Here is a 20,984-nt window from a genome sequence, read left to right on the forward strand (position 1 = left end):
AATCAAGGAACAAGAAATGATCATTTGCATAGGAGCAGGTCCGGGAGATATTGGCTACCTCACCCAACGCGGCGCCGAGCTGATTCGCGACGCCGACGTGGTGGCGGGTTTCGACGCCGTCGTCAACGTGGTGCAAAGCATCATCCCGCCGACGGCGGAAGTCGTCCTGATGAACTATCGCGACCAGGTCGCGCAGCTCGATCTGGTTGCCGCCGCACATCATGCCGGCAAGCGCTGCGTAGTGGTGTTCATGGGCGATATTCATTTCAGCGGCTTCCAGTACCTGGAACGCGTCGAACGCGCCTGCGGCCATCCGGTCGAGACCTTGCCCGGTATTTCCTCGGCGCAAATCCTGGCCTCGCGCGCCAAGGTCTGCTTCGACGAAACCACCTTCATCACCTTTCATCGCCGCGGCGACCTGACGCCATTCAAGCGCCATTTGGTGCATGTGCTCAATGACGGTCGCAATGCGATTGTGATACCGTGTCCATGGGATGCAGCGCGCTCCTTCATGCCGCGTCATATCGCGGCTTATCTGCTGGAAAACGGCGTGCAGCCCGATCATCCGACCGAAGTCTGGGAAAACCTCACGCGTGGCGACGCCGAGTGGCATGGCTCACTGGCCGAATGCGTGGACAAGGAGTTCACCGACATGAGCATCATGCTGATTCGCACCCATACGCCCATGGACAGCCAGATCGAGCCGCCACCGGCCGCATCTGCCAAGTCTGCGGAGGCGGCATGAGCGCAGTGCCTGCCGATATCGTTAACATTGTTGACGATCAGGCAAGTTATGGCATCGTGATCGCCGGTCACGGCAGTCGCGACGCCGACGCCGTGCGCGAGTTCGAAGCGCTGGTCGACATCGTGCGCGCCCGCGCGCCTGGCCGTGTGGTGACGCACGGCTACCTCGAATTCTCCAGCCCGACCATCAGCGAAGCGGTCGACGCCAATCTCGCCGCCGGCAGCAAACAGGTGGCCGTGGTGCCCGGCGTGCTGCTGGCCGCACGTCACGCCAAGAACGACATGCCGGCCGAAGTGCTGGAGCTGGCGCGCAAACATCCTGAAGTCGATTTCCATTTCGGCGCGGCGATGAACCTGCATCCGCAACTGCTGCAACTGGCGCAGGAACGCATCCTTGCCGCCGAAGCGCAATCCTCGCAAACCATCCGCCGCGACGACACTTGCCTGGTGCTGGTCGGGCGCGGCACCACCGACCCCGACGCCAACGGCGAAGTGTCGAAACTCGCACGCATGCTGGAAGAAGGCATGGGCTTCGGCGGCGTCTACGTCTGTTATTCAGGCACCGCCAAGCCGCTGGTCGCAGACGGTTTGCGCGCGGCCGCCTTGCTCGGTTTTGCGCGTATCGTGGTGTTGCCGTTCTTCCTGTTCGACGGTGTACTGGTCAAACGCATTTATGCCGCCGCTGATGAAATGCAGCAGCGCGAGCCCGGACTGGAAGTGCTGAAGGCCGGCTATCTCGGTGTACACCAGCACGTCGCCGACGTCCTGCTGGAACGTGCGCGGGACGCCGTTGAAGGCCGCGCGGCGATGAATTGCAGCCTGTGCAAATACCGCGTGCAGATCGTTGGTTTCGAAGAGCAGATCGGCGAGCCGCAACGTGCGCATCATTTGCAGGTGCGCGGTTTGTTGCATCGCGAAACGCTGGTCGCTGAACCGAAAGCAGAATTCCCACCGTATGTGCCGCATCCGATCGAGAAGGAAAGCTTCGAGATCATCGCCGCCGGTCGCGACTGGTCGATGTTCCCGCCGGCGCACCTGACTGCGTTGCAACGGCTGGTGCACACCAGCGGCGATTTCGACGCGGTCGACGATATCTATTTTTCAGCCGGTGCAATCGATGCCGGCATCCGCGCCATCCTGCGCTGCAAGCGTGTGGTGACCGACGTGACCATGGTGCAGACCGGCCTGAAACGCGCGCTGGTCGAACAGCTCGGCGTCGAAACCTGGTGCGGCGTGCACGATCGAGAAACACATCTGCTGGCGCAGGCGCAAGGCATCACGCGCTCCGCTGCCGGCGTGCGCCGTGCATGGGAAAAATTCGGCAACGACATCATCCTCGCCATCGGCGATGCGCCGACTGCGATTGTCGAGACTACACGCCTGATCCGCGAGCATGGCTGGCGGCCGCAACTGGTGATCGGCTTGCCGGTGGGTTTCGTCGGCACGCGTGAAAGCAAGGACGAACTGCGCCGCTGCCTGCAAGTGCCGCGCATCACCAACAGCGGCACACGAGGCGGATCGCCATGGGCGGCGACGGTGGTCAACGCCCTGATGATCGATGCCATCGGACAGGTCATCGCGGCACAGAACGCGGAGTCAACAGTCAATGCAGGAGCTTGAACGCGCCGAATTCGACCTCGCCGTGCTGGCTCCCAATGGCTTGCGGCGCGGCAGGACGACCGGCAGCTGCGCCACCGCGGCGGTCAAGGCGGCGCTGATGATGCTGTTGCGCGACGAGAAGATCGACAAGGCGGAAGTCAGCCTGCCGGACGGCAAGCATTATTTGCTGGTGCCGATACAGGATGTGCAGCGACTGGATGGCAAGCGTGTACGCGCAGAGGTATTGAAGGACGGCGGCGACGATCCCGACAACACGCACGGCGCGACGATTTTTGCGGAAGTGGCGCGTAACGACACGGGAGAAGTTCGCTTCAAGGCGGCGTCCGGCGTTGGCACCGCCACCCAGCCCGGCTTGCGTGTGGCGGTAGGCGAGCCGGCCATCAATCCGGTGCCGCGCCAGATGATGCGGCTGGCGGTGGCGGAAGTGCTGGAAGAGTTGGGCATGAATGGTGAGACTGGTTTTGATCTCGCCATCGGTTGTGAAGACGGCCAGAAGATCGCGCAGAAGACCTTCAACCCGCGTCTCGGGATCGTCGGCGGCATTTCGATTCTGGGCACCTCGGGCATCGTCGAGCCGATGTCGCTGGCTTCGTGGATCGCGTCGATCGAAGTGTATATCCGCGTGGCGCTGGCGGACGACAGCAAGCCGAACGGTGTGGCGTCCTGCGTGGCGTATCTGCCCGGCAAGATCGGCCGGACGTTTGCGCGCGACGAATTGGGCTTGCCGGAAGCGCGCTCGGTGCAGATCGCCAACTTCCTCGGCGACGCGCTCGACTTCACGCAGTCGGCCTTGGTCGAGCAGGGCGCGCAACTGGATGTGTTGTGGCTGGCGGGACATCCCGGCAAGCTGGCCAAGGTGCTCGACGGCGTCTGGGATACGCATTCGAGCAAGAGCAATATGGCGATGGGCGGCGTGGCCCGGGTGGCGTCGGAACTGGCGGCGGAGCTCGGATTTTCCGCAGCGCTGATCGCCGAGATAGAAAGTGCAAACACAGTGGAAGCAGCAATCGAACGTCTGAAGAATGAGCCCGGCGCCGTTGCCTTGTGGCGCACCATCGAAGCCCGCATCGCGGCGCTGGCGCAAGCGCGCTTGCCGTCGGTGAAGCGCGTCGAGGTGCGCCTGTTCGACCTCGACGGCAATTTGCTGGGAGGAACGGTATGAAGGCTCAACCCGGAATGTTCTGGGGCATCGGCGTCGGTCCCGGCCCGGCGGGCTATCTGCCGCTGGCCGCCATGCAGGCCTTGCAGAACGCCGATCTGATCTACGTGCCGCGTGCAAAAAGCGCCGACACCTCGGTCGCGCTGCAATGCCTGGAAGGCGTCGCCGTCGCGCCGGAGCGCCTGCGCGAAGTCGAGTTCAACATGGACCCCGACCGCAACGTGCTGCGCGAGCATTACGCGCAACTGGCGCAGGACATCGCCGCCGAATTGCAGGCCGGGCGCAGCGTCGCCTACCTGACCATCGGCGACACGCTGACGTACTCGACTTACGGCTACATCCTGGCGGCGCTGAAGGATTTGCTGCCGGTATTTCCGCACCGGACGTTTCCGGGCATCACCAGTTATGCGTCGGCGGCTGCCGCGCTGGATTGGCCGCTGGGCGTGGGCAAGGAGCGCACCCTGATCCTGCCGTGCCCGGACGATCCGGCGACGTTGCAGCAGGAGATCGAGACGCATGACATCGTCGTGCTGATGAAAGTCGGTGCACGCCTGCCATGGGTGCTGGCGTTGTTGAAAGAAATGGGTATCGCCGGACACTGCGCTTTCGCCCGGCGCATCGGACTGGACGGCGAAGTATTGGCAAACGACTTGCGCGAACTCGAAGCGGGCGACCGGGACCATGCCGTGAGCGGCTACCTGGCGACCATGCTGATTCGCAAGACCGCATTGGAAAAGAGGCATCAAGGATGAAAGTTTACTTTGTAGGCGCCGGTCCCGGCGCTCCCGACCTGATCACGCTGCGCGGCGCCAAGCTGCTCGGCAGCGTGCAGATGGTGTTGTACGCAGGTTCGCTGGTGCCGACCGAGATGCTGCAGCATTGCCGGCCGGATGCCGAGCTGATCGACACCGCGCAACTCGACCTCGAGCAGCAACAGGCCTGCTACGAGCGCGCGAAAGCGCAGGACATTGACGTGGTCCGTCTGCATTCCGGCGATCCGGCGATTTACGGTGCGACCGCCGAGCAGATGCGCCGGCTGGAAGCCTTGGACATCGCCTATGAAGTGGTGCCGGGGGTGTCGTCGTTCACCGCCGCTGCATCGGCGGTGACGGCCGAACTGACCAAGCCGGAAGTGTCGCAGACCGTGATCCTGACGCGCGTCTCCGGCCGCGCCTCGGCAGTGCCGGAGCTGGAGTCGATTGCGCGCCTGGCCGAACACCAGGCCACCATGTGCATCTTCCTGTCCGGTCCGCATCTGAAAAAGATCGTCACCGACCTGCGCTTGCACTATCCCGAGACCACCCCGGTGACGCTGGTGTATCGCGCCACCTGGCCCGATCAGCGTGTCTATCAAGGCACGCTGGCGACCGTGCTGGAAGAAACCAAACGCGGCGCCTGGAACTTGACCACGATGATGCTGGTCGGTGCGGCGCTGGACAAGGGCCAGCAGGTTGAGTCGAGTCTGTATTCCAAGGATTTCACGCATCTGTTTCGCGTGGTGAAGAAGGACAAGAAAAATAAAGTCAACAGCACCGCAGAACCAGTGGAAATTTCCGTCACTGACGACGAGGTCTGATCATGAGCAATTCCTTGCAAAGCGCACCATCGACATCTCTCGGCATCTGGCTGGTGCGAGCGGAGAGCGAAGCATTGGCGGCGCGTCTGCAGGGACAGCTGGGCGGCACGCTGTACCGGCCATGGCTGAACGCGGGCATTCCGCAGAAGCAGCAATTCCGCGCGTCCTATCGCTCTCAGGGGCAATGGATCATGCTGGCGGCCAGCGGCGTGGCAGTGCGTTTTCTGGAAGGTTTGCCGCAGGACAAGCTGACCGATCCGGCGGTGGTGCTGCTTGATGAAGCGGGACGCTTTGCCGTGTCCTTGCTCGGCGGTCACGAAGGCGGCGGCAACCGTCTCGCCTATCGTGTCGCCAATGTGGTCGGCGCGGTGCCGGTGGTGACCACCGCAACGGAAGCATTGAAGCCGCTGGTGCTCGGCATAGGCTGCCGCAAGAACGTACCGGTGGAAAAGATCGCCGCCGCCGTCGCACATGCACTGGCCCTGATCGGCCGCACGTTGAGCGAGGTGCGCGAAGTGGCGACCATCGACCTGAAGGCGGAAGAACCCGGCCTGCTGAGTTTTTGCGCGGCCAACGAATTGCCGATGCGCGTGATTGCGGCCTCGGACGTCGCCGCCCGCGGCTGGGTGACGGCGCCGTCGGAATGGGTGCAGAAGAACGTCGGCGTCGACGGCGTGTGCGAACCGTGCGCGCTGATCGCCAGTCCGCGCGGCGTATTGGCGCTGCCGAAGACCGCACTGGAAGGCGTGACGGTCGCGATCGTGGAAGACATCGGTTTGCCTGACGTTGAAAGTCAGGCGGATCCGAAATGAATAATATGAAATTGAAAAAGAAAGCAGTGTTATGAGTGGAGTATTGAATCTGGTGTCGGTTGGTCCCGGTTTTGGCGACCTGATCGTGCCGCGCGCCATCGCCGCCTTGCGCGACAGCAACGTCATCGTGGCCTATGAGCTGTATCTGCGCTGGATCAGTTCGCATATCGAGGGCAAGGAGATCCACACGCCGCCGCTGACGCAGGAGCGCGAACGTGCTCTGCTTGCGATCGACAAGGCGCGCAACGGTGAAAGAGTCGCGCTGATCTCGAGCGGCGACATCGGCATCTACGCCATGGCGGCGCTGGCCTTCGACGAGATGAAGGAAGACGACGACTACGAAGTCAACGTCATCCCCGGCGTAACCTCGGCCAATGCCTGCGCGTCCTTGCTGGGCTCGCCGCTGTCGCACGACTTCGCCACGCTGAGCCTGTCCAACCTGCTGTGTCCGTGGGAATGGATCGAGAACCGCGCGCGCCACATCGCGCAGGCCGATCTGGCGTGCGTGCTGTACAACGTGCAAAGCGCGGGCCGCCAGGAAGGCGTCTATCGCATCCTCAAGCTGATGCTGGAATCGAAGGCGCCGCATACGCTGTGCGGCGTGGTCAAGAACGCCTATCGTCCCGGCCAGGAAGTCAGCATCCACCGCCTGGATGAATTGCCGTCACTGCAATTCGACATGCTCACCAGCATCGTGATCGGCAACCGCTTCACGCAACGCAAGCGCGGCTATATCTTCACGCCGCGCGGCTACAACGACTGGCACGACGAATCGACGGTCGCGGTGGAAGAACCCGCGCTGCCGTCGCAGGCGGTGTGGGTCTTCGCCGGCACCAGCGACGGTAATGCGCTGGCGAAGCAACTGGCCGCGCAAGGTCATCAGGTGGTGGTTTCCACCGCCACCGAATACGGCGGCGAGCTGGCCTTGCAGGATTGCCCTGGCGTCACGGTATGGGCCGGTCGTCAGGGCGTGGAAGCGCGCAAGCAGGCCTTGCTGCGCCATGAGGCGCGCGTGCTGGTCGACGCCACGCATCCGTATGCCACGCTGATGTCGCAGCAATTGATGGGCTTGTCGCAAAGCCTCGACATTCCTTATCTGCGTTACGAACGTCCTAGCAGCATCGCCGGTGATGACACACTCGTGTATGGCTCGATGGAGCAGGCTGCCGATCAGGCGATTGCCAAGGGCGAGCGCATCTTCCTCGCCACCGGTTCAAAAGATCTTGCGGCTTTCCTGCAAGCCCCGGGGGCAGACAAGAAGCAATGGTTCGTTCGCGTCACGGCCGAACCGGAGTTTATCCAGCGCGCTATCGATCTCGGCATTCCGCGCAGCCGCATCTGCGCGATGCAGGGACCGTTTTCCCAAGGCTTCAACGAAGCCTTGTGGCGCGACTGGAACATCGACTGCGTGGTGACCAAGGATTCCGGCGACGCCGGCGGTTATCGCGCCAAGGCCGATGCGGCGAAGGCATTGAATATTCCATTACTGACGGTGCGCCGTCCGGCACTGGATTATCCGGTGCAGGCCGGCAATCTGGACGAAGCCTTGGCGCAGGTGGAACGCTGGCAGAAAGAAGGCAAACGCGCATGACGCCGGCGCAGCCTATCCCCGTCACCATCGTCACCGGTTTCCTCGGCGCCGGCAAGACGACTTTGCTGCGCAGCCTGGTGCAGCGCCGTCAGACGCGCCGACTGGCTTTGCTGATCAACGAGTTCGGCGAAGTGACGATCGACGGCGACCTGATCCGCGCCAGCAGCAGCGATGAAGGCGGACAGGTGCGCATCCATGATTTTTCCTACGGTCTGATCGCCTACGGCGACGACGAGCATTTCGTGCCGACCATGCTTGCATTGGCGGCGCGGCGCGCACAGGTCGATCACGTGCTGATCGAAACCTCCGGACTGGCCTTGCCGACCGCCGTCATGGAAAGCCTGCAGACGCCGGAACTGGCGGCGCATTTCATCCTCGACGCGACGCTGGCGGTGGTCGATACGCCCTTGCTGCTGGACGATCGCTTCGAGCAGCGGGGCAGCAGCGCCGACGCCGATGAGGCTGTCGCTGCGATGTTCGAGCGTCAGCTGGAATACGCCGACGTCGTCGTGCTCAACAAGATCGACGAGCTGAACGAAGATCAACTGCTGGATGCGGAACAGCGCATACGCTCGCGTGCGCCGAACGTGCGTTTCCTCGAACTGGCTTACAAGGCGCAACTCGACATTCGCCTGGCGCTCGGCCTGCGATTGCATCAGCCGACCTTGCAGGCGCATCAGCACACTTATACGCACGTGCGCATGCCCGGCGCTGATGCCAGCGTGCTGGCCGACCAGGGCCGTCTGAACGGTCATGCGCATTCGGGCCTCGGCGCGCACAGCCACGGCCTGGCGACGCACAAGCATTTCCACGAGCAGGATCCGGGCTGGCTGTCGTTCACGCTGCGCAGCCAGTCGCCGCAACCGACGGACAAGCTGAAACAGGCGATTGCCGAGGCGGCAAAGTCGGAACCCATCCTGCGCACCAAAGGCTTTGTCCGGACGTTGGAGGGCAAGCGGCCGCAACTGGTGCAGGGCGTACGCACGCGCGTGACGATCAATTTGGATGCGGCCGACGCCGCCAACGAGAATGCAGAAACCGACAAGTCCGAACTGGTCTTCATTGGTTATCACCCGAGCCGCAGCAAGGTCGCCGCCTTGCTGTCCGAACTCACCGGCACACACTGGAAATAAAGAGAACTCATCATGAAAACCGATCCGGAATCGCACAAACGCATGACCCAGCGTCACAAGGAAGGCTTCGAGAAAAAGAAGGCTGCCGCGCAAAAGGAAAAGGGCCTGCTGATCGTCAACACCGGCACCGGCAAGGGCAAGTCCAGCGCCGCCTTCGGCATGGGCATGCGCATCCTCGGTCATGGCATGAAACTGGGCGTGGTGCAGTTCATCAAGGGCGCTTTGTACAGCGCCGAGCGCGACTTCCTCGGCGGCCACGCGAATTGCGATTTCCACGTGGTCGGTTCCGGCTACACCTGGGATACGCAGGACCGCGACGCCGACATGAAAACCGCCGCTCACGGCTGGGCCGAAGCGGTGCGCATGATCAAGGATCCGTCCTACGATATGGTGATCCTGGACGAGATGAATATCGTGCTCAAGTATCAATACCTCGACCTGCAGGAAGTGCTCGACGTCTTCGCCGCCCGGCGCGAGATGCTGCACATCGTCGTCACCGGCCGCCATGCGCCGGACGCGCTGATCGAACTGGCCGACCTGGTCAGCGAGATGCGTCCGCTCAAGCATCCCTACAAAGAACAAGGCATCAAGGCGCAAAAGGGCGTGGAATTCTGATCATGGCAACTCCGTCGTCCGACGTCGCTTCGTCTTCTGCTGCTTCTTCTGTTCTGTGCCCGGCGCTGTTCATCACCGCGCCCGGCTCGAATCACGGCAAGACCACCGTGACGGCGGCGCTGGCGCGCTGGCATCGCTCGCAGGGCCGCAGGGTGCGCGTATTCAAGACCGGGCCTGACTTCCTCGACCCGACCATCCTTGAACGCGCCAGCGGCAATCCGGTGTATCAGCTCGACCTGTGGATGATGGGCGTAGCGGAATGCCGCCGCCTGCTGCACGAAGCCGCGCAACAGGCCGACCTGATCCTGGTCGAAGGCGTGATGGGCCTGTTCGACGGCGAGCCGTGCAGCGCCGACCTGGCCGAACTGATGAAGATTCCCGCCGTGGCGGTGGTTGACGTCGCCGGCGTGGCGCAGACGCTGGGGGCGATCGGCTACGGCCTGGCGCATTACCGGCCGGGCTTTCCGCTGCTGGGCTTGCTCGGCAACGGCGTCGCCAGCCCGCGTCATGAAGAGATGCTGCGTCAGGGCATGCCGCATGGCGTCAGTTATCTGGGCAGCATGCCGCGCAATCTGCAATTCAAATTGCCGGAGCGTCATCTCGGCCTGGTGCCGGCAGCGGAAGTCGCCGATCTCGACCGGCGCATCGATGCCGCCGCCACGCTGATCGGCGAAACCGAACTGGCGCGCATGCCGGCGCCGGTCGAGTTCATTGCGCCGGAAGCGGAGGCGCCGTCGCTGCCGCTACCGCAACTGCTGGCGGGACAGCGCATCGCGGTGGCGCGCGACAAGGCGTTTTCCTTCATCTATCCCGGTAACCTGGATTTGCTGCGCCAGCTCGGCGCCGAACTGGTGTTCTTTTCACCGTTGCGCGACGCCGTGTTGCCGGCGGCGGACAGCGTGTATCTGCCCGGCGGCTATCCCGAATTGCACCTGCAGGAATTGCAGGGCAACCTCGCCATGAAGCAGGCGCTGCTCACGCATTGCGCCGCCGGCAAGCCGCTGTATGCAGAGTGCGGTGGTTTGCTCTATCTGCTCGAAAGCCTGAGCGACAAGGACGGCGCACGTGCGCGCATGCTCGGTGTGCTGAGCGGGCGCGCGGTGATGCAGCGGCGTTTGCAGGGACTGGGCTATCAGAGTATCGCGCTGCCGCAGGGCACGCTGCGCTGCCATACCTTCCACTACTCGACCACGGTGACGGCGCTTGCTGCGGCGTACACCGGTGAGCGCCTGTATGACACCTCGGCAGGCGAGCGCGTCTATCGCGTGCGCGGCGTGACGGCGACGTATCTGCATGCCTACTTCGCTTCGTCGCCGGAAGCGGCGGCGGCTTTGTTCCTGCCGCAGCCTGCGCTTGAAGCTGAAGTTGAAGCTGAACCTGAGGCGCCGGCATGAACCATCGTTACAGCCAGGACGACATCGATATCGTTTACCGCGTGATCGCGGAGCGGCGCGACATCCGCCATTTCTTGCCGGATCCGGTGGATCCTGCCTTGCTGCAGCGACTGCTGGAAGCGGCGCATCTCGGGCCGAGCGTGGGTTTCATGCAGCCGTGGCGTTTCATCCGCATCACGGAACGCAGCCGCCGCGAGGCCATCCATGCGCTGGTCGAGCAGGAGCGCATCCTGACTGCGCAAGCCCTGCATGAACGTGAAGACGAATTCATGCGCCTCAAGGTGGAAGGCATCCGTGAGTGCGGCGAGTTGCTGGTGGCGGCCTTGATGGATGATCGCGATCATCACGTGTTCGGTCGCCGCACCTTGCCGGAGATGGACCTTGCCTCGGTCGCTTGCGCCATCCAGAACATGTGGCTGGCCGCGCGCGCCGAAGGCATCGGCATGGGCTGGGTGTCGCTGTTCGATGTCGACAAGCTGGCAACGCTGCTGGCGATGCCGGCGGGCGCCAAGCCGGTAGCGGTGATCTGTCTGGGGCATGTAAAAGAATTCTATGCGCGCCCGATGCTGGAACAAGAGGGCTGGGCGGTGCGGCAATCTCTGGACGACCTGGTGTTTCGCGATGCGTGGGGAAACAAGGAAAAACAACAATGAATCAGCAAACAACCCGCACCCTGGTGTTCGGCGGCGCGCGCTCGGGCAAGAGTGCGCAGGCGGAACGGCTGGCCGCAGCCGCCGGCAAACCGGTGATCTACATCGCCACGGCCGCCGTCGGCGACGACGAAATGGCGGCGCGCATCGCCTTGCACCGGCAACAACGCAGCACGCACTACGCCCACTGGGAAACCGTGGAAGAACAACTCGCGCTGGGCGACGCCATCGCGCGCGCCAGCCGGCCCGGCAACGTCGTGCTGGTGGATTGCCTGACCGTGTGGCTGTCGAACCTGCTGTTCAGCGAACACAGGGAATATCCCGAAGTCGGCCGCATCGAAGCGCCGGCACGCTTTGCGGTGGAACGCGAGCGCTTCCTGCAAGCCTTGTCGCAGGCGCCGGGCGACGTGGTGCTGGTGTCCAACGAAGTCGGCATGGGCATCGTCCCGCAGGGCGCGATTTCACGCTGGTTCGTCGATGAGGCGGGGCGCCTGAACCAGGCCGTCGCGGCGATCTGCGAGCGCGTGCAATTCGTTGCCGCCGGCTTGCCGTTGACACTGAAAGGACCCGCATGCTGAGTGCTTTCAACGCCTTCGACATGACCTTGCTGGCGCTGCTGATGGCGGCCGGGGTGGCGCTCGACTGGCTGCTGGGGGAGGCGCCGCGTTGGCATCCGCTGGTCGGTTTCGGTCGCTATGTGCAGTGGATTGAACGACGACTGAATCGCCAGCCCGGCAGCTATGCACGTGGCGTGTTCGCCTGGCTGCTGGCAGTGCTGCCGCCGGTGGCGCTGGCCTGCGCCGCGACGATCCTGCTGGCGCGTCAATCGCTGTGGCTGGCTGCCGCCTGGCACGTGCTGCTGCTGTATTTCTGCATCGGCCTGCGCAGCTTGCGCGACCACGTCATGCCGATTGCCGAGGCGCTGAAAGGCGGCGACCTGGCGGCGGCGCGCGCATTGACCGGCCGCATCGTGAGCCGCGACACTACGCAGTCGCAGGAAACGGACCTGGCCAAGGCCGCCGTCGAATCGCTGCTGGAGAACGGCAACGACGCCGTCTTCGGTACTTTGTTCTGGTTTGCCGTGGCCGGCGGTCCCGGCGCCTTGCTGTTCCGCCTGGCCAATACGCTCGACGCCATGTGGGGCTACCGCACGCCGCGCTTCCTGGCGTTCGGCTGCGCAGCGGCGCGCATCGATGATGCGCTCAACTGGATTCCCGCGCGGCTGACGGCGCTGTCGTATGCGGCGCTGGGCAACTGGCGTCAGGCGCGGACATGCTGGCGCGAACAGGCGCCCGCCTGGAGCAGTCCGAACGCCGGGCCGGTGATGTCGTCGGGTGCGGGTGCGCTCGGACTGGCGTTGGGCGGCGCTGCGATCTATGACGGCGAAGTGGAACAACGGCCGCCGCTCGGCATCGGCCGTGATGCGGTTGCCGGTGATATCGCACGCGCGTGGACGCTGGTCTCGCGCACCGCCATGCTGTGGCTGACGGTGATGCTGGCGACGGCCATGCTGCTGTCCACGCTGTTGTCGTTCGGAGCGCCCCATGCTTGAACACGGCGGCAATCTCAACGATGCAGTTGTCCGCTACGGCATTGCGCGTGCAGACTGGCTCGATCTGTCGACCGGCATCAATCCCGATTTCTATCCCGCGCCGTCCTTGCGCGCCGATGCCTGGCATCGCCTGCCGGAAGCCAGCGATGACTTGGCTGCGGCCGCCTGCGCCTATTACGGCGCGCCGCAGATGCTGCCGGTGGCCGGCACCCAGGCCGCGATCCAGGCATTGCCGCAATTGCGTTTGCGTGAACACGGCGTAGCACGCGTGGTGGTCGCGGCCCCGGCGTATGCCGAGCACGCGCATCGCTGGCAACAGGCGGGACATGCGATGCGCGAAGTCGGCTATGCGGATTTGCCTGATGCGGTGGACGCATGCGACGTGATGGTGATCTGCAATCCGAACAACCCTACCGGTGCGCGCGTCGCGCCCGACGTCCTGCTCGGCTGGGCGCAGCAGCTGGCGACGCGCGGTGGCTGGCTGGTGGTCGATGAGGCGTTCGGCGACACCACGCCGCAGTTGAGTGTGGCGGGGCACACCGGTGCGCAGGCCGGATTGATCGTGTTGCGTTCAGTCGGAAAATTTTTCGGACTGGCCGGCGTGCGGCTCGGATTCGTCGCTGCGCAAGACGATATCCTGAACGGCTTGCGCGAGTGGCTGGGCCCCTGGTCGGTCAGCGGACCGGCGCAGCAAATCGGCATCGCCGCCTTGCGTGATGTCGATTGGCAGCAAAGCACGCGTACGCGTTTGCTGGCTGCGGGCGAGCGTTTGCAGCGCTTGCTGGCCGAATATGGAATCGACTCCAGCGGCAGCGCCATGTATCAGTGGTGGCCGGAGCCGAACGCAGCCGCCTTCCATGATTGCATGGCGCGCCAAGGTATCTGGGTGCGGCTTTTTACGCGCGGCGCAGGCGGTATCCGTCTGGGCCTGCCTCCGGACGAAGCCGGCTGGCAGCGTCTGCAACAGGCGCTGCAAGTGTGGCGTGAGCAGGTGGAGAAAACGGAGCATTCTGCATGACATTTCCTTTCCACACGCTGATGGTGCAGGGCACGACCTCCGACGCCGGCAAGAGTACGGTGGTGGCGGCGCTGTGCCGCTTGCTGCATCGCCAGGGTGTCAAGGTGGCGCCGTTCAAGCCGCAGAACATGGCGCTCAACAGCGCCGTGACCAGCGACGGCGGCGAGATCGGCCGGGCTCAGGCCTTGCAGGCGCAGGCCGCCGGCATCGCGCCGCACACCGACATGAATCCGGTGCTGCTGAAACCGTCCAGCGACACCGGCGCGCAGGTGATCGTGCACGGAAAGGTGCGCGCCGACATGAACGCGCGCGACTATCACCGCTACAAGACCAGCGCCATGGAAGCGGTGCTGGAGTCCTATCAACGCCTGCGCACACAATACGAAGTGGTGCTGGTGGAGGGCGCCGGCAGCCCGGCTGAAATCAACCTGCGCGCACGCGACATCGCCAACATGGGTTTTGCCGAAGCGGTCGATTGCCCGGTTGTACTGGTGGCCGACATCGATCGCGGCGGCGTGTTCGCGCATCTGACCGGCACGCTGGCCTGCCTGTCCGAGAGTGAGCAGGCGCGCGTAGTCGGCTTCGTGATCAATCGTTTTCGCGGCGACATCAGCCTGCTGCAGCCGGGACTGGACTGGCTCGAGCAACGCACCGGCAAGCCGGTGCTGGCGGTGCTGCCGTATCTGCACGGCCTGCATCTCGATGCCGAGGATGCGGTGGCGTCCAGCCAAAGCGCCAAAGGAACGTTCCGCGTGATCGTGCCGGTGCTGCCGCGCATCAGCAATCACACCGATTTCGACGCCTTGCGCGCGCATCCGGAGGTTGATTTGCAGTTCATCGGGCCGGGCCGGCCGATTCCGCCGGCTGACCTGATCATCCTGCCGGGCAGCAAGAACACGCGCAATGATCTGGCGTGGCTCACGCAGCAAGGCTGGCCGGACGCCATCCGCAAGCACCTGCGCTATGGCGGCAAAGTGATCGGCATCTGCGGCGGCTTCCAGATGCTCGGCGCCAGCGTCGACGATCCGCATGGCGTGGAAGGCGTGCCCGGCAGCATGGCAGGATTGGGACTGCTCGACATGGCGACCGAACTAACGCAGCAGAAACAATTGCTGCAGGTGTCGGGTCATTGTGAATTTGGCGCCGGGCCTGCATCCGTCAGCGGCTACGAAATCCACATGGGCGTGTCAGCCGGCACCGCATTACAACGCCCGGCGTTTCAGATCGAAGGCCGTCCGGAAGGTGCGCGTTCGGCCGACGACCGGATCCTCGGCAGTTATCTGCACGGCATGTTCGATACGCCGCAGGCCTTTGCCGCGCTGCTGGAGTGGGCTGGCCTGCACGGCGCTGCAGCGGTCGACCTGAATCAGTTGCGCGAAGAGAGCCTGGAGCGGGTTGCCGATGCGACGCAGCCCTTGCTGGACGCCTTGGTGAAAACGGTGAAGACAAGCTAGACCGAACGAAGCCGCAGTCCTGGGGTCTATCGTGGACATACATTGAAACAAGGCATCACATGAGCTTATTCGGCAAACTGCTGATCATCGTCGGCGTGGTCGTGCTGGCGGGCGGCGGCCTGATCGCGTGTTCGCCGTTGAAGGCGCTCAACGCCGTCACGCCCGGAGCGGCCTACCAGAAGACCGCCGACATTCCCTACGGCGCCAATCCGCGCCAGCAACTCGACATCTACATCCCGCAGAAGACGTCACCCGACGCCTCGGTCGTGGCCGGCTTGCCGGTGGTGGTGTTCTTCTACGGCGGCAGCTGGAACAACGGTAGTCGCAAGGATTACGCCTTTGTCGGCGAAGCCTTGAGTTCGCGCGGCTACATCGCGGTGATCGCCGACTATCGCGTCTATCCCGAAGTACGTTATCCGGAGTTTGTACGCGACAGCGCTGCCGCAGTGGCATGGACGCTGCAGCATGCGGAAGGCTACGGCGGTGATCTGAAACGCGTGTTCGTGATGGGACACAGCGCCGGCGCCTACAACGCAGCAATGGTGGCGCTCGATCCGCGCTGGCTGAAAGAGGTGGGCGCCTCGCCGCAACAATTGCGCGGCTGGATCGGATTGGCCGGACCATATGATTTTCTGCCGATTGAAAATCCCGATGTGAAGCCGGTGTTCTGGTTTCCCGATACGCCGCCCGATTCGCAGCCGGCCAGGCACGTTGGTGAAAGCCATGTACCGACCTTGCTGATCGCTTCGCATAAAGACAAGCTGGTGGAGGCCGAGCGCAATACCGGCGGCCTGGCACGCCTGTTGCGCGAACACAAGGTGCCGGTGCAGGAACTGTATTTCGACAACACCTCGCACGTGACGCTGGTGCTGAGTTTGTCGCGACCATTCCGCCATATCGCGCCGACGCTGGATCGCGTCGCCGACTTCATCGACAATCCGCCGCAGCGCTGAAACAGATTCGTTCAGTTCGGCAATGCCTGACAGCGCTGCAATGGTTTCTCTGACGTGCGCTCGCGGCGCGCACCGACTGCCTTTCAACGCGTGAGCTTCTACCATGGATGTACGCCGGGCACATTGCAGCGGCGACTACTTACCATATCAAGGAGATCACTATGAAGAAGCAACTTGCCCTGTTGGTCATGGTCGGCGCAATGTCTGCCGGCATGCAAGCACACGCGGTCAACGCAGGCGGCGGCGACGGCGATGACAAGTCGGGTCCGGCCAACAATGCCAGCAATCAGGTGACCGACAATGCCAAGGGTAAATCGCGCGCCACCAAGTCGGCCGAACGCAAGGACAAACGCGCTTCGGAAGCCGGCGCGATGAGCAAGTCATCCGGCGGCGATGGCGACGACAAGAGCATTCCTGCGAACAACCCGGACATGAAGGGCAACCCGGGCGCCAAGAAGTAAATCACATAAGCAGTAAATCAGACAAGCACAAGTCCTTGCGGACTTCGCTGCTGCAGGCTCCGTCTCTCACGAGACGGAGCCTTTTGTCTTCATGGCGCAGCAAACCATTCGTTGCCGCGCTGCTCGAAGGCGTCGGTTGCGCCGAGCACGAACTTTCCCTGCTCAACTTGCCAATGCATCCGCTCCACGACGATGTGATGCGCCTCCACGCGCAATACGTTGAAGGAGTTGGTCTCGCCGCGACTGCGCGTTGAGGTTGCCGTACCGGCCTGCACCACCAGCGCCGAATATCCCTGGATGTCATAACGCGCGGCGCTGCTGGCCGCCGAGCTGGTATGTACATGACCGGCCAGCAGAACGTCGGCGCCGCAGATGGCGAAGGCGCGCATGGCGGGCAACGCCTTGCCTACCAGATCGTGATGCTGCGGTCCCGGTGGCAGGTCGAAGGGATGGTGGGTGACGATGATCTTGACGACCTGATCGTCGACGGCTGCCAGTTCGCGCCGTGCAATCTCGATCTGGCGATCATTGACGCGGCCGTCCTTGATGGTCAGCGAGCGCGCAGTGTTGATGCCGATGACGGCGATTTCCTCGTCGATGAAAATCGGCTGCAGTTGTTCGGTGATGTGGCGGCGATACTTGGTCAGCGGACTGAAAAAGCGCGCCGCGACGTTGAACAGCGGGATGTCGTGATTGCCGGGCACCACGATCTGCGGCTGCGGCAGGGCGTCGAGGAACTGGCGCGCTTCGCGGAACTGCTCGGAGCGGGCGCGCTGGGTCAGGTCGCCGGAGACGACGATGAGGTCCGGCGCAAGTTCGTGTATCTGCGCGATGATCGGCGCGATCAGCGCTTCGTCGATACGGCCGAAATGCAGGTCGGAGAGATGGACGATGGTACGCATGTCATGCCTCCTGTTCTGTAAGTGTGCGGGTTGCTGTTTCAATCTCTGCATCTGCGTCTGGCGGGGCGGGCACGATCACCGTCAGCGATGCCGGCCGTATGCGATACGTCAACGGAGTCTGCATGATGGTGACTTCGCCGTCGGTGGCGACGCGCAGTCGTTTGATGCGATGTTGGCCATGGTGGTGGCGGGTATCGATTTCGATTTCGGCTGCGCTCAGCATGTCGAAGTCACGTGCTTGCAGGAGACGGCCAAACAGCGCGTGCAGCGCCAGCCGGACCAATCCGAGCCGACCGGTGCGATGGCAGACGTAGAGGCTCAGCTTGCCATCGGACAGGCTGTTGCGCTTGCCGATGTTGAGGCCGTCCATCAGGTATTCATTGTTGCCGATGAAGACGAAGGGCGTGCGGCGGCGGTGGCTTTCCGCATTGTCTTCGTCGTCCTTGATGTCCATGCGCACGTCGAGGAAGGGATAGCGCCGCAATGCGCCCATCGCGGCCCAGCAGAACGCCAGCCATTTGCCGCGGCCGAGACGGTTTTGCTGCTTTTCGCGGTCGCGCACGATATCGGGATACAAACCCAGGCTGGAATTGTTGATGAACAGCACACCGTTGACTTCGCCGGTGTCGATGGCGAGACGGCGTCCTTCGACGATGTTGCGGATGGCGTCGTCGAGCGCGAGCGGGATGTTGAGATCCTTGGCGAAATGGTTGAGCGTACCCAGCGGCAGCACGCCGAACGCGGCCTTGCTGCCGCTGACTATCGACGCCACCGCGTTGACGCTGCCGTCGCCGCCGCCGGCCACAATGATGTCGGCGCCGTTTTCAACTGCGGCGCGTGCGGCGTCGATGAGGGCCGTGCCGTCTGCCGCCAGCGTGATGTGCGCGTCGACCTGATGTTGCCGAAAGCCGTCGGCGACGCGTTGCGCCAGTTCGTCAGCGTGGCCGCCGCCGGCGTGGGCGTTGATGATGACGGCGACCTGGAAGGCGGGAGGATAAGGACTGCGAGGCGAAGGGCTGCGAGGCGACTCGGCTGTTGATGCGGATTCTGTGGCTGGTCTTATTGTCATTGGCAGAAAGTGGTCGTCAAAATCAGTTTGAAGACTTTCTCGCCAATTGGTGCCGTTGCACGGTAAAAATAATCGTCGCCCACAGGGCGAACCAGGCCAATCCTTCCAGCATCGCGGCCAGCACGTCGCTGAAGAAGTGCGCGCCCAGGTAGAGTCGGCTTAGTGCGGCAAGGATCGTGAGTGTTATTGCAATGACAATAATCAACGGCCGTCGCCCATGATTGCCCGGCAAGCTCGCCAGCCATGCCGCCAGCACGCAGTAGAACAAGGTCGCGCCGATGGTATGGCCGCTCGGGAAGCTGAAGCTGTCCAGTACCAGAATGGGTTGCTCGAAATGCGGACGCACACGCTGGAACTGGAATTTCAGCCAATAGTTGAACAGCATCCCGCCCGGCACCGTGACCGCCAGCGTCAACAACCACGCACTCGCTCGCGGCCGTTGTCGCCAAAGGAAAAATGCCAGCACCGCGCTCATCGCCAATATGCCGACGGTGCCGTGCAGATGGGTGTAGGCCAGCACCGCTTGTGTGAGTCCGGCGGTGGCGTGCGCATGCAGCCAGTCGGCGATGTGCTGGTCGAGATCTACCAGCGCGCCCGGCGAGAGCGCGTGCGCCGCCACCAAGGCAAACAGCGAGCAGGCGCTCAGTACAGCCAGGATGCCGGTGGTGAGCGGCAGACCGAGATGATGGTCACGCGCGAGTCGTGCGCGCAAGAAGGAAGCAGGTCGAGTTTGTTGCGTCATACGGATTACAGTGGTTGATTCGCTCAGTGCTTCAGGCGCAGGGATCCGCGCCCAGCGCGATCGAACGCAGCGCCGGAAGGTTGAGCAGGTCCAGATCGCGATGATTGACGTCGATCACGCCGTTTTTCTTCAGGTTGGACAGCAGGCGGCTGACGCTCTCGACCGCAAGGCCGAGGTAGTTGCCGATTTCCTCGCGCGTCATGCGCAGTTGAAACCGGCTTGCCGAGTAGCCGCGCGTGGCGTAGCGCGTGGACAGGTTGACCAGGAAGGCCGCCAGCTTTTGCTGTGCGCTCATGCTGTTGAGCGTGAGCATGACGCCTTGCTCGCGCGAGATTTCCTTGCTCATGATGCGATGGAACTGACGCAGCAGCACCGGCATGTGCTGGAACAATTCTTCCAGTTGGCTGAAGGGGATTTCGCAAACCTCGCTGTCTTCCAGCGCGACCGCTTCGCACTGATGGCGGCCGGTGCCGATGGCGTCCATGCCGAGCAGTTCGCCGGCCATCTGGAAACCGGTGATCTGCTGCGTGCCGTTGCTGTTGACCTGGTAGGTCTTGAAATGGCCGAGCCGGATCGCGTACAGCATGTCGAACGCATCGCCCATGCGATACAGGCTCTGGTCGCGCTTGATGCGGCGGCGGCGGCCGATGATCTGGTCCAGGCGCAGCATGTCGGCTTCATCCAGTCCCATGGGCAGGCACAGCTGATGCAGGCTGCAGGAAGCGCAACCGGCTTTCAGTACTTGCAGGACAGGCGGGGGAGATGTAGATGAATCGGCAGCGTTGGTGGGCAGAGACATAGGTGAAACGGATTCCTTTTTCTGTGCGACGGCGATGGTATTCGCCGTTGCAGAAGTAAGCGTAATGCACGGAGTTTACTTGATTAGCTTCAGCACCTCCCGAAACAGCGGATGACGGCTGTCGCGCAGCCATTCGAAGGCCACCATTTCCAGCGTCACCAGACAGGCGCCGGCCTGCGCCAGCCGTGTGAAAGCGGCATCGCGGTCGGAGGTCTTGCGCGAGCCGGTGGCGTCGGTCACGACCCACACGCGATAGCCGTTTTGCAGCAGCGTCATGGCGGTCTGCAGCATGCAGACGTGGGCTTCGCAGCCGCTGATGACGACTTCCTTGCAGGCCGGCAGGAAGGTCGCCGGCAGGCCGTCGACGCAGGCGTCGAAATGCGTCTTGGCGAGCGTGCGATCGCACAGGCGTTTTACGTCGGGATGATTGGGGCCGAGCTTTTCGGGCGTCTGTTCGGTCGCGATCACAGGCAGTCCGAGCAGGCTGGCGATGGTGGCGAGACGGACGTTTTGCGCCAGTACGTTGGCGCCGTCGTGAATGGCCGGCATCAGTTTTTCCTGCACGTCGATGATCAGCAGGGCGGATTCGTTGGCGTTCATCAGCATATGTCTCTCCCTCTATGCATCGCGACATCGCGATGGCAGGAATTGAATGTTTTGTGTCATTGACCCCAATGCGCACGGATTCGACAATTTGACCATCGTCATTGTTCTGAAGGAAGTCCGTGAGCTTGTCAAAA

General features: G+C 63.2%; 22 protein-coding genes. 17 read left to right on the forward strand and 5 right to left on the reverse strand.

Annotated elements, in window-relative coordinates; all coding sequences use genetic code 11:
- Nucleotides 1-16: 16 nt before the first annotated feature.
- From E4P32_RS05170 to E4P32_RS05250, 17 genes are all read left to right on the forward strand, one after another.
- The gene (locus E4P32_RS05170; protein WP_116432949.1) at nt 17-745 is read left to right on the forward strand and encodes a cobalt-precorrin-7 (C(5))-methyltransferase; all 729 of its coding nucleotides are present in this window, start codon (nt 17-19) and stop codon (nt 743-745) included.
- Nucleotides 742-2,364, forward strand: coding sequence for a precorrin-8X methylmutase (locus E4P32_RS05175; RefSeq protein WP_116432948.1), 1,623 nt, complete (start codon nt 742-744; stop codon nt 2,362-2,364). The genes E4P32_RS05170 and E4P32_RS05175 overlap by 4 nt, the downstream gene beginning before the upstream one ends.
- On the forward strand, nt 2,351-3,526 hold the full coding sequence (cbiD, locus tag E4P32_RS05180; RefSeq protein WP_116432947.1) for a cobalt-precorrin-5B (C(1))-methyltransferase CbiD: 1,176 nt from the start codon (nt 2,351-2,353) through the stop codon (nt 3,524-3,526). Before E4P32_RS05175 ends, cbiD begins: the two co-directional genes overlap by 14 nt.
- On the forward strand, nt 3,523-4,275 hold the full coding sequence (gene cobI, locus E4P32_RS05185; RefSeq protein WP_116432946.1) for a precorrin-2 C(20)-methyltransferase: 753 nt from the start codon (nt 3,523-3,525) through the stop codon (nt 4,273-4,275). The genes cbiD and cobI overlap by 4 nt, the downstream gene beginning before the upstream one ends.
- The gene (gene cobM / locus E4P32_RS05190) at nt 4,272-5,099 is read left to right on the forward strand and encodes a precorrin-4 C(11)-methyltransferase (protein WP_116432945.1); all 828 of its coding nucleotides are present in this window, start codon (nt 4,272-4,274) and stop codon (nt 5,097-5,099) included. Before cobI ends, cobM begins: the two co-directional genes overlap by 4 nt.
- A 2-nt stretch (nt 5,100-5,101) precedes the next feature.
- On the forward strand, nt 5,102-5,911 hold the full coding sequence (locus E4P32_RS05195) for a cobalamin biosynthesis protein (protein WP_116432944.1): 810 nt from the start codon (nt 5,102-5,104) through the stop codon (nt 5,909-5,911).
- A 31-nt stretch (nt 5,912-5,942) separates the two neighbouring features.
- Nucleotides 5,943-7,502, forward strand: coding sequence for a precorrin-3B C(17)-methyltransferase (gene cobJ, locus E4P32_RS05200; protein ID WP_116432943.1), 1,560 nt, complete (start codon nt 5,943-5,945; stop codon nt 7,500-7,502).
- A complete protein-coding gene (locus tag E4P32_RS05205; RefSeq protein WP_116432942.1) occupies nt 7,499-8,635 on the forward strand; it encodes a GTP-binding protein in 1,137 nt (378 codons plus the stop codon). Before cobJ ends, E4P32_RS05205 begins: the two co-directional genes overlap by 4 nt.
- Before the next feature lie 12 nt (nt 8,636-8,647).
- A complete protein-coding gene (gene cobO / locus E4P32_RS05210; RefSeq protein ID WP_016834956.1) occupies nt 8,648-9,250 on the forward strand; it encodes a cob(I)yrinic acid a,c-diamide adenosyltransferase in 603 nt (200 codons plus the stop codon).
- 2 nt (nt 9,251-9,252) lie between these two features.
- Nucleotides 9,253-10,644 (forward strand): cobyrinate a,c-diamide synthase, encoded by a 1,392-nt coding sequence (locus E4P32_RS05215; protein WP_116432941.1) that lies wholly within the window; start codon nt 9,253-9,255, stop codon nt 10,642-10,644.
- The gene (gene bluB / locus E4P32_RS05220; RefSeq protein ID WP_116432940.1) at nt 10,641-11,297 is read left to right on the forward strand and encodes a 5,6-dimethylbenzimidazole synthase; all 657 of its coding nucleotides are present in this window, start codon (nt 10,641-10,643) and stop codon (nt 11,295-11,297) included. Before E4P32_RS05215 ends, bluB begins: the two co-directional genes overlap by 4 nt.
- Nucleotides 11,294-11,872: a bifunctional adenosylcobinamide kinase/adenosylcobinamide-phosphate guanylyltransferase gene (gene cobU, locus E4P32_RS05225; protein WP_116432939.1), complete on the forward strand. Its 579-nt coding sequence runs from the start codon at nt 11,294-11,296 to the stop codon at nt 11,870-11,872. Before bluB ends, cobU begins: the two co-directional genes overlap by 4 nt.
- A complete protein-coding gene (cbiB, locus tag E4P32_RS05230) occupies nt 11,866-12,846 on the forward strand; it encodes an adenosylcobinamide-phosphate synthase CbiB (RefSeq protein ID WP_116432938.1) in 981 nt (326 codons plus the stop codon). The genes cobU and cbiB overlap by 7 nt, the downstream gene beginning before the upstream one ends.
- The gene (gene cobD / locus E4P32_RS05235) at nt 12,839-13,864 is read left to right on the forward strand and encodes a threonine-phosphate decarboxylase CobD (protein WP_116432937.1); all 1,026 of its coding nucleotides are present in this window, start codon (nt 12,839-12,841) and stop codon (nt 13,862-13,864) included. Before cbiB ends, cobD begins: the two co-directional genes overlap by 8 nt.
- On the forward strand, nt 13,861-15,318 hold the full coding sequence (locus E4P32_RS05240; RefSeq protein ID WP_116432936.1) for a cobyric acid synthase: 1,458 nt from the start codon (nt 13,861-13,863) through the stop codon (nt 15,316-15,318). Before cobD ends, E4P32_RS05240 begins: the two co-directional genes overlap by 4 nt.
- 59 nt (nt 15,319-15,377) lie before the next feature.
- Nucleotides 15,378-16,271, forward strand: coding sequence for an alpha/beta hydrolase (locus tag E4P32_RS05245; protein WP_116432935.1), 894 nt, complete (start codon nt 15,378-15,380; stop codon nt 16,269-16,271).
- 161 nt (nt 16,272-16,432) lie between these two features.
- Nucleotides 16,433-16,732 carry a hypothetical protein gene (locus E4P32_RS05250; RefSeq protein WP_116432934.1) on the forward strand — a complete coding sequence of 100 codons (300 nt, stop codon included), beginning with the start codon at nt 16,433-16,435 and terminating at the stop codon, nt 16,730-16,732.
- Between the two features lie 89 nt (nt 16,733-16,821).
- Here E4P32_RS05250 and E4P32_RS05255 read toward each other — a convergent pair whose 3' ends face one another.
- From E4P32_RS05255 to E4P32_RS05275, 5 genes are all read right to left on the reverse strand, one after another.
- Nucleotides 16,822-17,634, reverse strand: a complete 813-nt coding sequence (locus E4P32_RS05255; protein WP_116432933.1) for a metallophosphoesterase family protein — start codon at nt 17,632-17,634, stop codon at nt 16,822-16,824.
- A 1-nt stretch (nt 17,635) separates the two neighbouring features.
- Nucleotides 17,636-18,703, reverse strand: coding sequence for a diacylglycerol kinase family protein (locus tag E4P32_RS05260; protein ID WP_116432932.1), 1,068 nt, complete (start codon nt 18,701-18,703; stop codon nt 17,636-17,638).
- 22 nt (nt 18,704-18,725) lie between these two features.
- Nucleotides 18,726-19,445, reverse strand: a complete 720-nt coding sequence (locus tag E4P32_RS05265; protein WP_116432931.1) for a phosphatase PAP2 family protein — start codon at nt 19,443-19,445, stop codon at nt 18,726-18,728.
- A 31-nt stretch (nt 19,446-19,476) separates the two neighbouring features.
- Nucleotides 19,477-20,244 carry a fumarate/nitrate reduction transcriptional regulator Fnr gene (gene fnr, locus E4P32_RS05270; protein WP_116432930.1) on the reverse strand — a complete coding sequence of 256 codons (768 nt, stop codon included), beginning with the start codon at nt 20,242-20,244 and terminating at the stop codon, nt 19,477-19,479.
- Between the two features lie 75 nt (nt 20,245-20,319).
- The gene (locus E4P32_RS05275; protein WP_116432929.1) at nt 20,320-20,850 is read right to left on the reverse strand and encodes an isochorismatase family protein; all 531 of its coding nucleotides are present in this window, start codon (nt 20,848-20,850) and stop codon (nt 20,320-20,322) included.
- Nucleotides 20,851-20,984 lie beyond the last annotated feature (134 nt).

Origin of the sequence: Herbaspirillum sp. 3R11, from assembly GCF_004563925.1 — a bacterium.
Lineage (GTDB): Bacteria > Pseudomonadota > Gammaproteobacteria > Burkholderiales > Burkholderiaceae_D > Herbaspirillum.